Source organism: uncultured Amnibacterium sp., assembly GCF_964244015.1.
GTDB lineage: Bacteria > Actinomycetota > Actinomycetes > Actinomycetales > Microbacteriaceae > Amnibacterium.
Genome location: NZ_CAXTHO010000076.1, coordinates 1 through 14,227 on the forward strand (window position 1 = coordinate 1; position 14,227 = coordinate 14,227).

Consider the following 14,227-nt stretch of genomic DNA (forward strand, 5'->3'; position numbering starts at 1 on the left):
TACCGACGTGCTGCTGCACGCGGGTCGCGCAGCACCTCCGTCGCACGCGCCCGCTTCGCCGCGTGGGCGCGCCACTGCATGGCGTACCCGACGGCGAGGAGCACGTCCTCGGTCGCCGGGGGCGCAGGGGACGTGTCCGCCCCGACATTCGGGACCAGCAGGTCGACGAGCACGAGCGGGACGCGGTTGCTGTCCTCGAACAGCGGCAGCGATCGCAGCACGGTGCGGGTGCCGGCGCAGACGGCCGGGATCCCCCAGAACCTGGTCGCGGTGATCAGCCCGGTGGAGAAGCAGCCGAGTACCAGTGCGGGCGGGTCGGTCTCGTACAGCACCTCCGCGGGAACGGGATCGACCTCGACCTCGAACCGGATGCCGACCGCGGCTGCGCGCGCCGCGAGCGCCTCTGAGTACGCGGCGGGCGCACCGGGGTGCGGCTTGTAGACGACGAGGTCGTGTCCGGCGCGGGCGGCCGTCTCCACGAGTTCGGCGTACAGCTCCGACTCCGCGCGCGCCGAAAGCAGCCGCAGCGGCGCGAGGTACTGACCGAGCAGCAGCGCGTGCGGCTTCCGCCCCGCGCGGGTCCGTGTGACGCCGATCTCGGCCACGACCGCGCGGAAGGCGCCCGCATCGATCGGTTCGGATGGGATCCCGTATTCCGTCAGCAGCATGGGTTCGAGACCCGGCACCAGCTCGAGGTGCAGGACGCGGTCGATCCTGCTCCACATCCGGTTCGGCAGCGCGTCGCGGGTCGGGCCGTAGCTCATGAGCCCCTCGGCGTAGACGGTCGCCGAGGCGCTCGCGAACACGGCGAGGATCGATCTCGCGGGCGGCGTCTGGATGGATTCGAGGGCCAGATCGACCTGGTCGTCGTCGGGGATGCCGAGCTCGCGGCGGAACGCGCGCTCCCACAGCGGCAGCTCGTCCGACCTCGGCCGGAACCCCTTGGGGTGCAGTGGCGCGATCAGGTCGTTGTAAGAGCGGACGTCGTCGAACCTGGCCAGCAACGAGGCGAGCGAGGGGTCGCGCTCGAAGCGCCCTGCGGTCTCCGGTTCCGCCGAGTTGACCGACACGAGCAGGATCCTCCGGTCCGCCGCCGGGAATGCTCCCGCATCGATCGCCGCGACGAGGACCATCAGCTGGTACGCGGCCGACACCTCGAAGACCCCGGTGGTTCCGCTCACCGGAGCCCCTCGAGGATCCGGGCGCGCCGTGGGTCGCTCGCCGCGATCGTCGCCTCGATCAGCTCCGCCGGCAGCGAGCGGAGGGTGCGGCGCGCCCGTTCGCGGAACCGCCGGTGCACGGCGGGGTGCAGCCGCGCGTGGCTCTCCTCGTGGTGCGCGATGAGGCCGGCGTAGGTGCGCACGAACTTCGGCCGGTACGCGGCGAGGCCCGGGTCGTCGAGCTCAGCACCGATCAGGTCCAGCGAGTCGAAGAAGTGCAGCTGCCGTTCGTCTCCGATCGTCGTCAACGACCCGGTCACGTCCCGTCGGTAGAACAGCCCGAGCAGGCCGACCACCGCGTAGGTGTCGGCGTGGAGGTGCAGCCGCCATGCCATCAGGCGGTCCTCGGCCGTGTGGAGGCGCGGGTCGACGACGAGCAGCCCACGGTCCCGCAGCCGCATGTCGTACACCGCGGACCACGCGTACGGGTAGTCGACCATCGTCATCCGGGCGGCGTCCGTGCCGATCCCCTCCCGGGCGTCGAGCGCCCGGTTCCTCCTCGCCTCCGGCGCGCGATGCGTGGCTCGGGTGAAGCCCTTGGCCTGCACGTGGTCGGTGCGGACGAAGTCGACCCCGAGGCGCTCGATCGCCTCGACGAGGCGTTCCAGATAGCCGGCCGCGTACCAGTCGTCCGCGTCGAGGAACGTGACGTAGCGGCCGCGCGCGGCACGGACGCCGATGTTGCGCGCCTCCGCCAGGCCCAGCGCGGTCGTGTTCGTGAGCACGGTCGCCGTTCCGCGGGTCGGGGTGAACCCGGCGAGCAGCGCCGCCGTCGCATCGGTCGATCCGTCGTCGACGAGCAGCCACTCCACGTCGTCGGCAACGTTCTGCTGGATGCTGGCGAACGTGTTCGGGAGGAACCGTGCAACGTCATGGCACGGGACCACGACGGACAGTCTCATCGGGGCACGGTATCCAGCCGCCGATCGCCGGGTGCCGCTGTCCACCTCCGCGTCACCGATCGTTCAGACGCTCGTCGATCGCCCCGCGCGGATCGGGGTGACGGGAGGCCACCGCGACACGCCGGTACACTGGTGCGCCGCCTCCGGGCGTGGAGGAGGAGATGCGGGTCGTGGCTCTGATCGTGCAGAAGTTCGGCGGCTCGTCCGTCGCCGATGCCGAGAGCATCAAGCGCGTGGCGAAGCGCATCGTCGAGACCCGCAAGGCGGGCAACGAGGTCGTCGTCGCCGTGTCCGCGATGGGCGACACCACCGACGACCTCCTGGACCTCGCCCACCGGGTCACCCTGCTGCCCGCGCCCCGCGAGCTCGACATGCTGCTGACCGCGGGGGAGCGCATCTCGATGGCGCTGCTCGCGATGGCGATCAAGAGCATGGGGCACGACGCGCGCTCGTTCACGGGCAGCCAGGCCGGCATGATCACGGACGCCCAGCACGGCGCCGCGCGGATCGTCGACGTGACGCCGGGCCGGGTCCGCGCCGCGCTCGACGAGGGCGCGATCGCGATCGTGGCCGGCTTCCAGGGCTTCAACCGCGGCACGGGCGACATCACGACGCTCGGCCGAGGCGGCTCCGACACCACCGCCGTCGCGCTCGCCGCGGCGCTGCGGGCCGATGTCTGCGAGATCTTCACCGACGTCGACGGCATCTTCACCGCCGACCCCCGCATCGTGCCGCGGGCACGCAAGGTGCCGCGGATCACCAGCGAGGAGATGCTCGAGCTCGCCTCCGCCGGCGCGAAGGTGCTCTACATCCGCGCCGTCGAGTACGCACGGCGGCACGGCGTCACCCTGCACGTGCGCTCGTCGTTCAACAACAACGAGGGCACCATCGTCTACAACCCGGCGGGGCCGGGGCTCGACCAGAACGGAGCACCCGTGGAAGAACCGGTCATCGCCGGTGTCGCCACCGATCTCTCGGAGGCGAAGATCACGGTCGTCGGCATCCGCGACGAGCCGGGCAAGGCCGCCGAGCTGTTCACCACCGTCGCCCGGACCGGCGCCAACATCGACATGATCGTGCAGAACGTGTCGGCGGCCGCCACCGGGCTGACGGACATCTCGTTCACGCTGCCGAAGGCGTCCGCGCAGGCCGTGATCGCCGCGCTCTCCGCCGAGCAGGAGACCCTCGGCTTCGCCTCCCTCCAGCACGACGACCAGATCGGCAAGCTCGCGCTGGTCGGAGCGGGCATGCGGACGAACGTCGGCGTCTCGGCGCGGCTGTTCCGCGCGCTGTCCGACGCGGGGATCAACATCGAGATGATCTCGACCTCCGAGATCCGCATCTCCGTCGTCACCCGGGCCGACTCGGTCACGGCCGCCACGCTGGCGATCCATACCGCGTTCGGGCTCGACGGCGACGAGGATGCCGTGGTGTACGGAGGGACGGGACGATGACCCTTCGAGAGCCTCAGGGCGGCGGTGGGCTGCGCGTCGGTGTGGTCGGGGCGACCGGGCAGGTCGGGGCCGTGATGCGCCGGCTGCTGGAGGAGCGCGACCTCGAGATCGAGTCGATCCGCTTCTTCGCCTCCGTGCGCTCGGCCGGGAAGACGCTGCCGTGGCGCGGCGAGCAGCTCGTGATCGAGGACTCGGCGACGGCCGACCCCTCCGGTCTCGACGTCGCCCTGTTCAGCGCCGGCGCCACCGCGTCCCGAGCGCTCGCGCCGCGGTTCGCCGATGCCGGCGCGATCGTGATCGACAACTCGAGCGCCTGGCGGATGGACCCCGACGTGCCGCTGATCGTCAGCGAGGTGAACCCGGAGGCGCTCAGCGAGGCGCGCAAGGGCATCGTCGCGAACCCGAACTGCACGACCATGGCCGCGATGCCGGTGCTGAAGGTGCTGCACGACGACGCCACCCTCACGCGGCTGACGGTCAGCACCTACCAGGCGGTGTCCGGCAGCGGGCTCGCCGGTGTGGAGGAACTCGCCGACCAGGTCGAACGCGCGATCGCCGGCGGCGACATCCGGTCGCTGACCCACGACGGCTCCTCCATCGACCTCGGCGAGCCGCAGAAGTACGTGCGTCCCATCGCGTTCGACGTGGTGCCGTTCGCCGGCAACCTCGTCGACGACGGCAGCGACGAGACGGACGAGGAGCAGAAGCTGCGGAACGAGAGCCGGAAGATCCTCGGGATCCCCGATCTGCTCGTGTCCGGCACCTGCGTGCGCGTTCCCGTGTTCACGGGCCACTCGCTGTCGATCAACGCGGAGTTCGCGCAGCCGCTGTCGCCCGAGCGCGCCAAGCAGCTGCTGGCCGATGCGCCCGGCGTGGTGCTGACGGACGTGCCGACCCCGCTCGAGGCGGCCGGCAAGGACCCGAGCTTCGTGGGCCGCATCCGCGGCGACGAGGGCGCGCCGGCCGGCCGCGGGCTCGCGCTGTTCGTCAGCAACGACAACCTCCGCAAGGGCGCCGCGCTGAACGCGGTGCAGATCGCCGAGCTCGTCGCCGCGACCCTCGCCCGCCGCTGAGGACCACCTTCACAAGGAAGGCAGCTTCGGCCGGTCGCTCACGCGCTCGCGGTTAGGCTCGAAACCATGGCGCAGGACGAGACGATCGATGTTGTTCTGATCGGCGGCGGGATCATGAGCGCCACTCTCGGGACGCTGCTGCACGCGTTGCAGCCGGACTGGAGCATCCGCATCTACGAGCGGCTCGGCGACGTCGCGCAGGAGAGCAGCAATCCCTGGAATAACGCGGGCACCGGGCACGCCGCGCTCTGCGAGCTGAACTACACGGCGGAGCGGCCGGACGGCTCGATCGACATCTCGAGCGCGGTGCGGGTGAACGAGCAGTTCCAGGTCTCGCGCGAGTTCTGGTCGTCCCTCGCCCGGCACGCGCAGCTTCCCTCCGAGACGATGTTCATCAACTCGACGCCGCACATGACGTTCGTCCGCGGCGACGAGCACGTCGACTTCCTCCGACGCCGGTGGGAGGCGATGACCGACCACCCGCTGTTCTCCGACATGGAGTACTCGGAGGATCCGCAGGTCATCAACGACTGGGCACCGCTGCTGATGGTGGGCCGGGACCGCGACGAGAAGGTCGCCGCGACGCGCGCGGAGGCCGGCACCGACGTCGACTTCGGCGCCCTCACGCACGCGCTGATCGACAACCTCGTCGACGACGGCGCGGACCTGCGGCTGAACACCGAGGTCACGGGCCTGAAGCGGCAGAAGGACGGCATCTGGCGGATCCGCTCGCGGCATTCGGTCGGCCTCGACAAGCAGGAGGCGCGCGCACGGTTCGTGTTCGTCGGCGCCGGCGGCTGGGCGCTGAAGCTGCTGCAGAAGGCCGGCATCCCCGAGGCGCGGGGATACGGCCTGTTCCCGATCAGCGGCCAGTGGCTGCGCGCGGACGACCCGGCGCTCGTCGCCAAGCACCGCGCGAAGGTCTACGGCAAGGCGTCCATCGGCGCCCCGCCGATGAGCGTCCCGCACCTCGACACCCGCATCGTGGACGGGCAGGCGTCGCTGCTGTTCGGTCCCTACGCCGGCCTGTCCCCGCGGTTCCTGAAGAAGGGCAACCTGCTCGACCTGCCGCTGTCGGTGCGGCCGCACAACCTGATCCCGATGCTCGCGGTCGCGAAGGACAACTTCGCGCTCGTGCAGTACCTGGTGCGCGAGCTGACGAAGTCGAGACGGTCGAAGTTCGCCTCGCTGCAGGAGTTCTATCCCGACGCGGACCCGAAGGACTGGTACCCCCTGAGCGCGGGGCAACGTGCGCAGGTCATCAAGAAGGACCCGAAGAAGGGCGGCGTGCTGCAGTTCGGCACGGAGGTGGTCGGCGGCGCCGACGGCACCATCGCCGCACTGCTCGGGGCCTCGCCCGGCGCCTCCACCGCTGCCGCGATCATGCTCGACGTGCTGCGGCGCTCGTTCCCGGATCAGCTCGCGAGCTGGGAGCCCGCACTGCGCGAGCTCATCCCGACGTACGGCTCGCTGGTCTCGGACGACCCGCGGAACATGCGCCGCATCCAGGAGTCGACCGCGAAGGCGCTGGGCCTCACCGCATAGGGGACCCGGCCCTCTCGCTGGTCGAGGAGCGACGAAGGAGCGTCTCGAGACCACCGAGAAGCTGACGTACCTCCAGTGCGGGGTGATTCCTTCGAGAGCCTCAGGACATCGCTCGAGGCTCGCTGCGCTCGCACCTCGATCAGAGAGACTGCTGGCTTGTATTTGAGTCGAACATGTGTTCGACTCTCCACATGCGGTGGGCGGGGCAGCAGGTCGGAGCGGAGGCGCCCGACGCGCTCCCGGGGCTCGCGAAGGTCCATGATCTCGTGCGCACTTCCAGGCCTCCGGAGTTCGCCGGCATGACCTTCTACGAGGTGCGGGCGAAGTCCGCGCTCAACAAGGTGCCCGGCAGCGTTCCCGGAACGCCGTACGGCTGGACCATCAACCCGTACCGCGGCTGCTCGCACGCCTGCGTGTACTGCTTCGCGCGGCCGACCCACCGGTACCTCGAGTTCGACGATCCGGGGTCGTTCGACGCCGAGGTCGTCGTCAAGGTCAACGTTGCCGAGGTGCTGCGGGTCGAGCTCGCCAAGCCCTCGTGGCAGCGCTCGCCGGTCGCGCTCGGCACGAACACGGACCCGTACCAGCGGGCGGAGGGGCGCTACCGGCTGATGCCGGGGATCCTGGAGGCGCTAGCCGACTCGGGCACGCCGGTATCGCTGCTGACGAAGGGGACCCTCCTCCGGCGCGACCTGCCGCTGCTCGCGCGGATGGCCGAGCGCGGAGCTGTGGACCTCGCGATGTCGGTCGCGATCTTCGATCCCGAGCTGCAGGCGCTCGTCGAGCCGGGGACGCCGAGCGCTGCTGCTCGACTCGCGACCGTGCGGGCGGCGCGGGAGGCGGGCCTCGAGTGCGGGGTGTTCCTGATGCCGGTGCTGCCGTACCTGACCGATTCGATCGCGCATCTCGATGCGGCGTTCGCGGCGATCGCGGAGGCCGGTGCCTCCTACGTCGTCTGGTCAGCGCTGCACCTGAAGCCGGGCGTGAAGCAGTGGTACCTCGACTGGGTGCACGCGCACGTCCCGCAGCACGACGCGGCGTACCGGCGGCTGTACGCGGTCGGCCCCTACGCGCCGAAGGACTACCGGCGGTGGCTCGCGGACCGCATCGAGCCGCTGCTCGCGAAGCACGGTCTGCATCGCGGTGCGGTCGACGATTCGACCGGGACGACGAGGTCGCGGTCGGCGGGGATCGTGACCGCGACCGCTGCGGCCGCCCAGCCGACGCTGTTCTGACCCCAGTTCGGGTGCACGCGTGCACGGATCGCGTTCCCGATGCGGGCCCCTCGTCCATCATCGTGAGATCGGGGTGTGACGACCGTCCTCCGATGGCTGGAGCCGCATGAGCGTCGACGACGATCTGCCGCCCGTGCCGACCGTGATCGGCGGCGCGGCGCGAACGGCGGGATCGAGCCCGCCCGCCGCGCCGAGCAGCGCGCCGCAGCGGGCGGTGCGCCTCGCGCTGCTCGACGACCACGAGGTGCTGCTCGACAGCATGGCGTCCTGGCTGCGCGCGAACGCGCCCGACTTCGACGTCACCCTGACCGCCACCTCCTGGCTGCAGCTCGTGCACAGCCCGGCGTTCCCGACCGATCTGGTGCTCGTCGATGTGCAGCTGAGCGAGCCCGTATCGCTCGAAGCCCGGATCAGGACCTGCCGCGCGGCCGGCGCGACGGTGATCGTGCTGACCGGGCTCGACACCCCCGATCTGCGCGAGCGCGCGCTGCGGGCGGGCGCCGCGGCGTTCCTCGGGAAGTCCCAGCCCCTGGCCGAGGTGGTGGACGTCGCGCGCGAGGTGATGGGCATCACCGCCGGCGGGCACGCGCAGCGCGACTGGCGCCCGCTCCCGCGCGCGGCGGAGCAGGTCGAGCGCCCCCGGCTGAGCCTCGGCGAGGAGGCGGCGCTGCGGCTCTACGCCTCCGGCCGCTCCACCAGCGAGGTCGCCGCCGAGATGCACGTGCAGTTCGAGACCGCCAAGACCTACCTCCGCCGCGTCCGCGAGAAGTACGCGCGCGTGAACCGGCCGGCGAGCCGGAAGGCGGATCTGGTCGAACGCGCGACCGAAGACGGGTACATCTAGAACCGTGGCGAAGCTCTACTTCCGATACGGCGCGATGAACAGCGGCAAGAGCACGGCGCTGCTCCAGGCCGCGTACAACTACGAGGAGCGCGGGCAGCGGGTGCTGCTGGCGAAACCCGGCCTCGATGCGAAGGGGGACCGCGACGTCGTATCGCGGCTCGGCGTGACCCGCCCGGTGCACTTCCTGATCGGGGCGGACGCCGATGTGCTCGAGCTGTTCTTCGCGCAACGCCGGGCGATGCTGCAGGCGACGGGGTCGCCGGTCGCCTGCCTCCTGATCGACGAGGCGCAGTTCCTGGCGCCGTCGCAGGTGAACGACCTGCTGCGGATCGCCGTCGTGCAGGACGTACCCGTATTGGCATACGGCATCCGGACCGACTTCCGCACGGAGGCGTTCCCCGGCAGCGCGCGCCTGCTCGAGGTCGCGCACAGCCTGGAGGAGCTGAAGACGATCTGCCGCTGCGGTCGCAAGGCGCTGTTCAACGCACGGAAGATCGGCGACATGTACGTCTTCGACGGCCAGCAGGTCGCGATCGACACCCTGAACGACGTGACCTACGAGTCGCTCTGCGCGGCCTGCTACCTGGCCGAGTCGGGCGGCGTGCTCGACGGCGAGACCGTCTCGGCCGGCGACCCGCTCCGCCCGGACGCCGACTTCAGCTGACCCACTCTCCGTTTTGTAGGCAGAACCTGCCTACAAAACGGAGGGTCTGATCACTGGGGGTAGGGGGCTCCGCCCGATTCGAGCAGCGCCACCAGCTTCGCGAGCCGGTTCGCGCGGGCGGTCGGGCTCGGGGCCGTGACGGTCCGGTGGATGACGGCGTAGCGGTTCACCCGGTTGAGCTCGGTGAACCGGGCGCTCGCGGCCGGTGATACAGCGAGCGCGGCCGCGAGGTCCTCCGGCACCTCCGCACTCGCGGAGCCGGCGTAGGCGCGGTCCCAGCGGCCGTCCGCCTGCGCGCGATCCACCTCCGCCTGTCCCCTGGGCCGCATCCTGCCGTCCGCCACGAGCGCCGCCACGATGCCGACGTTCCGCTCCGACCACAGCGACCGCCGCCGCCGCGGTGTGAACCGCTGGGCGAAGACGAGGCCGTCGATGCTGTTCTTCGGCCCGTCGATCCAGCCGCTGCAGAGCGCCTCCTCCAACGCCTCGTCGTACCGGAGGGAGGTGGGGGCGACGACACCCTTCTTCGCGAGCGCGAGCCAGACGCCGTCCGACGCGCTCTCGTGCTCGTCGAGCCAGGCGCGCCACGCAGCCGCGTCGGCGACGACGAGGGCGTCAGCCAGAGCGATCATGCGGCAATTCAGTCATATCGGTCGGGATAGCGGGATTCGAACCCACGACCTCCTCGTCCCGAACGAGGCGCGCTACCAAGCTGCGCTATATCCCGGTGCCCGCTCGGAAGCGGGCTGGGTAAGGATAGCGGATGCCTCGCCCGGTGGCCGCCGCGAACCCCGCCGCTCCATGACTGCCCCGCCTGCACCGGCGGGCGGGGGAGTCACTCCGGGGCGGGTTACGCCGAGCGGGCCGTCAGCGTCAGGAGGGTCGCCTCCGGGCGGCAGGCGAAGCGCACCGGCGCCCAGATCGACGTTCCGAGGCCCGCGGAGACCTCGAGCGTCCCTGTGCGGCCGTCGTGCGTCCACTCCGAGACGCCCTTGACCTGCTCGCGGGGGATGTCGCAGTTCGTGACCAGGGCGCCGAAGCCGGGGACGCACACCTGGCCACCGTGCGTGTGACCCGCGAGCAGCAGGTCGGCGCCGCGGTCGACCAGCGCATCGAGGATGCGGCGGTACGGGGCGTGCGTGACGCCGAGCGTGAGCGCCGGCTTCACCTTCCGCGACCGCAGCCCGCGGAGGCCCGGGGAGAGCGCTCCGAGGTCGTCGTACTCGCGGTGCGGATCGTCCGTGCCGAAGGCGTCGATCGGCACGCCGCGCACGATCAGGCGCGCCGTCCGGTTGTTCAGATCGGTCCACCCCAGGGAGGCCAGGTACTCGCCGAGCTCGGCCGTGTCGAGGCGCTCGGGCTCCCGCGGGACGCTGGAGGGACCCATGAAGTAGCTGAACGGGTTCTTCGGCTGCGGGGCCCAGTAGTCGTTCGAGCCCCACACGTGCACGCCGGGAACGCCACGGAACGGCTCGAGCGCGGCCTTGATGCCGAGCAGGCCGAGCGGGTGCCCGAGGTTGTCGCCGGTGTCGACCACGAGGTCCGGCTCGAGGTCCGCGAGCTCGCGGACGAAGCGCTGCTTCTTCCGCTGCCACGGCGCCATGTGCAGGTCCGAGAGATGCAGGACCTTGAGATCGGGGGAGCCGGGCGCGAGGAGGGGAAGGGTCGACCGGCGCAGGGTGAAAGCGGTGCGCTCGATCCCGATGCCCCAGACCGCGGCGGCGCCTCCTGCGACCGCGGCGCCTTTCAGCATCGCGCCTACTGCTGCTGCTGGCATGCGGTCGGGTCGCCGTCGACGTTCAGGGTCAGCTGCGTCATCGCCGGATCGACGGGCGTACCCGCAGCCGGATCCTGAGCGAGCACCCGGCAGGTGTTCGCACCGGTGGGCGTGGACTGCAGCTGCACGTTCGTGAAGCCCGCGCCCGAGAGCGCGCCGAGCGCCTGCGACAGCGTCATCGTGATCGCGACGTTCGGGATCGGCACGCTCGTTCCGGGCGGTGTCGTCGGTTGCACGACCGGCGCAGGACCGGAGCTCTTCGTGATCGTGATCAGGGAGCCGGACGACGCGGACGAGCCGGCACCGGGATCCGTCGACACGACAGAGCCGGACGGCACGGAGTCGGAGGAGGTGCTGCCACCCGTCTTCACCTGGAAGCCAGCGGCCTGCAGCGTCTTCTTCGCCGCACTCACGGTCGCGCCCGTGACGTCGGGCACGGCGACCTTCTGGCCGTAGAGGTACTGGGACTCCGGCTGCGGCCAGGAGTCGTCGCCGCCGAACTTCGCGGTGTTCGCGGCCATGATCGCGCTCCACACGCAGTGCCGTGTGTCGGAGGCGCGAGAGGATCCGTTGCAGTACGGGAATCCCCTCGTGAGGCGGAGGCTCTGCTTCGGCGCGGTCAGGCCGACGTTCCCGACCCACACCGCAGTCACGGCCTTCGTCGTGCCGCCGACGACCCACGTGTCGATCGCATCGTTGGTGGTGCCGGTCTTCGCGAACCCCCACGCGCTCCCGGTCGCGCCTCTGTCCGCAGCCGCCGTGCCGGCGGTGAGGACACCGTGGAGTGCGTATCCGGCCGCGACAGCGATCGATGACGGGATGGCTTGGTGGCAATCCGCCTCCGGGACCTTCACCGATTTGCCGGACGACGTGATGATCTTGTCGATGGCGATCGCTGCGCAGACGTTGCCCTTGTCGGCGATCCCGGCATATGCGGTCGCCATCGTCAACGGTGCGACCTCATTCGTCCCGAGGATCGAGGAGGGGTTCCTGTACTGCAGATCCTCGCCGTCAGCCCGGTGGACCAGCAGCTCCTTCGCGCGATCGCGGATGTCGCAGAGGTCGAGCTTCTCAGCCATCGAGGCGTAGGCGCCGTTGACGCTCTTCTCCGTGGCGAGCATGACGGTCTGGAAGCCGCCCTCGCCGGCCTCGTCGTTCTTCACGGGGTACGGGGCCGTCGGTTGCTTGCATGCTGTGATGTCGCCGGCAGGGATGGTCCGGCCGCTTCCATCCACGACCTCGTATAGGCCATGGTTCTTCTCGAGCCAGTCGATCAGGGAGAACGTCTTGTAGGTCGAGCCCGGCTGGAATCCGCCAGAACCGCCATAGGTCTCGTCCGTGTTCCAGTTCACCGCCGTGGCGGTGTAGGACTTGCCTCCCGTCCCCTTCCCGCCCGAGTTGTCGTACCGCTTGCTCTGGACCATCGAGAGGATGTGACCGGTACCCGGTTGCACACTGACGGCCGCTGCGCCCAAGTCCGTGCCGGCGGGGGATCGTGCGGGCACGTAGGCCTTGATCGCCGTGCTGGCTTTCGCCTGCAGGGTCAGGTCGAGCGTCGTGTAGATCTTCCAACCCGAGCTCTGCAGCTTCGAGTACCGCTCGGCGGACGTGGCGCCGAACACCGGGTCGTTCTGGACGACCCGGCTGACGTAGTCGCAGAAGTACGCGGCCGAGCCCGCGCCGGCGCACCCGGTCGTCGTCGGCGTGATCTTCGGCGTGATGGGCGTCTTGATCGCCGCGTCGTACTGCGCCCGCGTGATCATCTTGTACTTCAGCTCGACGCCGAGGACGTAGTCCCGCCGGATCTTGTTCGCCGGGATGTTCGCCTTCACGTCGATCCGCAGGGTGTTCGGGTTGTTGACGGTCGCCATCAGGCTCGCGGCCTGCGCGACCGTGAGGTCCTTCGTCTTCGTGTCGAAGTAGTAGTGCGCGGCCGCCTCGATGCCGTAGATCCGCCCGCCGAAGCCCGCGATGTTCAGGTAGCCGAGCAGGATCTTCTGCTTCGAGTACTCCTTCTCGAGCCCGATCGCGTTGCGGGCCTCGCGCAGCTTCCGCTGGATCCCGCCCGTGCAGTCCGCGTACGCGGCCTCCACCTTCGCCTGGGTCGGCAGCAGCTCCGCCTCCTGGATGCAGACGTTCTTCACGTACTGCTGCGAGATCGTGGAGGCGCCGCGGCTGCTGTGGTGCACGACGTTGTTGACGACCGCGGAGAGGATCCCCAGCGGATCGACGCCGCCGTGGTCGTAGAAGCGCGGGTCCTCGGCGCCGAGCGTCGCGTTCTTCACCGTCGCGGGCACGTCGTCCCACTCGATGACGTCGCGGTTCTGGTTGTAGAAGGAGGCGAGCAGCACGGGCTTGGTGCCGCGCTTCGCGTAGATCTCCGTCTTCTGCTGGTACTTCGTGATCTTCAGGTCCTCGGGGAGCGCGGCGAAGAGGCCGGTCGTCCCCTTCGCGCTCGCGGTGAGGGCGATCGCCGGCGCCACGCCGACCGTCACCATCAGACCCGCGACCACGGCGATACCGAGGATCCCCAGTACTGCGGACCCGGTGCGGCGGGGGGAGGCGGACATAGTCTTGATGCTAGGTCGGGGCCTCCACACTGCCCGGCGCCCCGCCGCAACCCCCAAAAAGGAGGACGTGTGCCCGTCTGGGAGTACGTGACCACCCCGCTGCTGATCCACAACACCACCGCGATCCTCAACACCTGGGGTGCGCAGGGGTGGGAGCTGGTGCAGATCGTCGTCGGTCCCGAGGGGGGCCTCGTCGCCTACCTGAAGCGCCAGAAGGCGGACGCCTGATGGCCGTGGCCGACCGCCTCGCCGAGCTGGGACTGGTCCTGCCCGAGGTCGCGGCACCCGCAGGGTCGTACGTCCCGGCCGTCGCGAGCGGCGAGCTCGTCTTCACCTCCGGTCAGCTGCCGTTCGTCGACGGGACGCTGCCGACGACCGGCGTGCTCGGCCTCGACGTCTCGGTGGAGGCGGCCGCCGACCTCGCCGCCGTCGCCGCGCTCAACGGGCTCGCGGCCGTCGCGTCGCTGCTCGGCGGTCTCGACCGCGTGGTCCGGGTCGTCAAGGTGACCGGGTTCGTCGCTTCCGCACCCGGCTTCACGCAGCAGCCGACCGTGATCAACGGCGCCTCGAACCTGCTCGTCGACGTGTTCGGCGAGCACGGCCGCCACGCCCGCTCCGCTGTCGGTGTCGCCGCGCTGCCGCTCGGCTCCCCGGTCGAGGTGGAGCTCGTCGTCCAGTTCCACTGAGCGTCGCGGATCCGCACGTCTGTCGCCGATCCGCGAAGCTCGGGACCGGGTCCGCGCTAGTCACGACGATCCCCGGATTCATGCGCGACACGCCGGTAACGACTCGCGTTGAAATCGCTTGCAACGGACCTCGAAGTGGGTACACTCGCAGACGTCGAGTGAAGAGCTTGGCTTGCGGCGCTGTCGATTCCCCCCAGTCGGGCGCTGCTGAGGCGGCACCTGTTCCCCCCAATAGGTGCCGCTTCTTCTTTTATGGC

Annotated in this window: 12 protein-coding genes, 1 tRNA gene and 1 pseudogene; 8 read left to right on the forward strand and 6 right to left on the reverse strand. The window is 70.3% G+C overall.

Annotated features, from left to right (window positions below):
- Positions 1–1,181: polysialyltransferase family glycosyltransferase (locus ACFE67_RS09725; RefSeq protein WP_375406676.1), on the reverse strand; the 1,181-nt coding region annotated here is incomplete at its 3' end.
- Complete coding sequence (locus ACFE67_RS09730; RefSeq protein WP_375406677.1) at positions 1,178–2,122, reverse strand: glycosyltransferase family 2 protein; 945 nt, start codon at positions 2,120–2,122, stop codon at positions 1,178–1,180. The genes ACFE67_RS09725 and ACFE67_RS09730, both read right to left, overlap by 4 nt.
- 170 nt (positions 2,123–2,292) lie before the next feature.
- Between ACFE67_RS09730 and ACFE67_RS09735 the strand changes: the two genes are divergently transcribed.
- From ACFE67_RS09735 to ACFE67_RS09760, 6 genes and pseudogenes are all read left to right on the forward strand, one after another.
- Positions 2,293–3,576 (forward strand): aspartate kinase, encoded by a 1,284-nt coding sequence (locus ACFE67_RS09735; protein WP_375406687.1) that lies wholly within the window; start codon positions 2,293–2,295, stop codon positions 3,574–3,576.
- Positions 3,573–4,649, forward strand: a complete 1,077-nt coding sequence (locus ACFE67_RS09740) for an aspartate-semialdehyde dehydrogenase (protein WP_375406678.1) — start codon at positions 3,573–3,575, stop codon at positions 4,647–4,649. The genes ACFE67_RS09735 and ACFE67_RS09740 overlap by 4 nt, the downstream gene beginning before the upstream one ends.
- A 39-nt stretch (positions 4,650–4,688) precedes the next feature.
- Positions 4,689–6,194 (forward strand): annotated as a pseudogene (locus ACFE67_RS09745) (malate:quinone oxidoreductase); the annotation flags it as partial.
- A 191-nt stretch (positions 6,195–6,385) separates the two neighbouring features.
- The gene (locus ACFE67_RS09750; RefSeq protein WP_375406679.1) at positions 6,386–7,429 is read left to right on the forward strand and encodes an Rv2578c family radical SAM protein; all 1,044 of its coding nucleotides are present in this window, start codon (positions 6,386–6,388) and stop codon (positions 7,427–7,429) included.
- 106 nt (positions 7,430–7,535) lie between these two features.
- Positions 7,536–8,273 (forward strand): DNA-binding response regulator, encoded by a 738-nt coding sequence (locus ACFE67_RS09755; RefSeq protein WP_375406680.1) that lies wholly within the window; start codon positions 7,536–7,538, stop codon positions 8,271–8,273.
- Between the two features lie 4 nt (positions 8,274–8,277).
- A complete protein-coding gene (locus ACFE67_RS09760) occupies positions 8,278–8,937 on the forward strand; it encodes a thymidine kinase (protein WP_375406681.1) in 660 nt (219 codons plus the stop codon).
- Between the two features lie 50 nt (positions 8,938–8,987).
- On the opposite strand, the gene ACFE67_RS09765 is transcribed toward ACFE67_RS09760, so the two are convergent.
- From ACFE67_RS09765 to ACFE67_RS09780, 4 genes are all read right to left on the reverse strand, one after another.
- Positions 8,988–9,569, reverse strand: coding sequence for a YdeI family protein (locus ACFE67_RS09765; RefSeq protein WP_375406682.1), 582 nt, complete (start codon positions 9,567–9,569; stop codon positions 8,988–8,990).
- Positions 9,570–9,590: 21 nt separating this feature from the next.
- Positions 9,591–9,664 (reverse strand) — tRNA-Pro (locus ACFE67_RS09770).
- Positions 9,665–9,787: 123 nt separating this feature from the next.
- Positions 9,788–10,690 carry a metallophosphoesterase gene (locus ACFE67_RS09775; protein WP_375406683.1) on the reverse strand — a complete coding sequence of 301 codons (903 nt, stop codon included), beginning with the start codon at positions 10,688–10,690 and terminating at the stop codon, positions 9,788–9,790.
- Positions 10,691–10,695: 5 nt separating this feature from the next.
- Positions 10,696–13,284, reverse strand: coding sequence for a transglycosylase domain-containing protein (locus ACFE67_RS09780; RefSeq protein WP_375406684.1), 2,589 nt, complete (start codon positions 13,282–13,284; stop codon positions 10,696–10,698).
- Between the two features lie 69 nt (positions 13,285–13,353).
- On the opposite strand from ACFE67_RS09780, the gene ACFE67_RS09785 reads away from it, so the two are divergent.
- Positions 13,354–13,512, forward strand: coding sequence for a hypothetical protein (locus ACFE67_RS09785; RefSeq protein ID WP_375406685.1), 159 nt, complete (start codon positions 13,354–13,356; stop codon positions 13,510–13,512).
- Positions 13,512–13,970 (forward strand): RidA family protein, encoded by a 459-nt coding sequence (locus ACFE67_RS09790; protein WP_375406686.1) that lies wholly within the window; start codon positions 13,512–13,514, stop codon positions 13,968–13,970. Before ACFE67_RS09785 ends, ACFE67_RS09790 begins: the two co-directional genes overlap by 1 nt.
- Positions 13,971–14,227 lie beyond the last annotated feature (257 nt).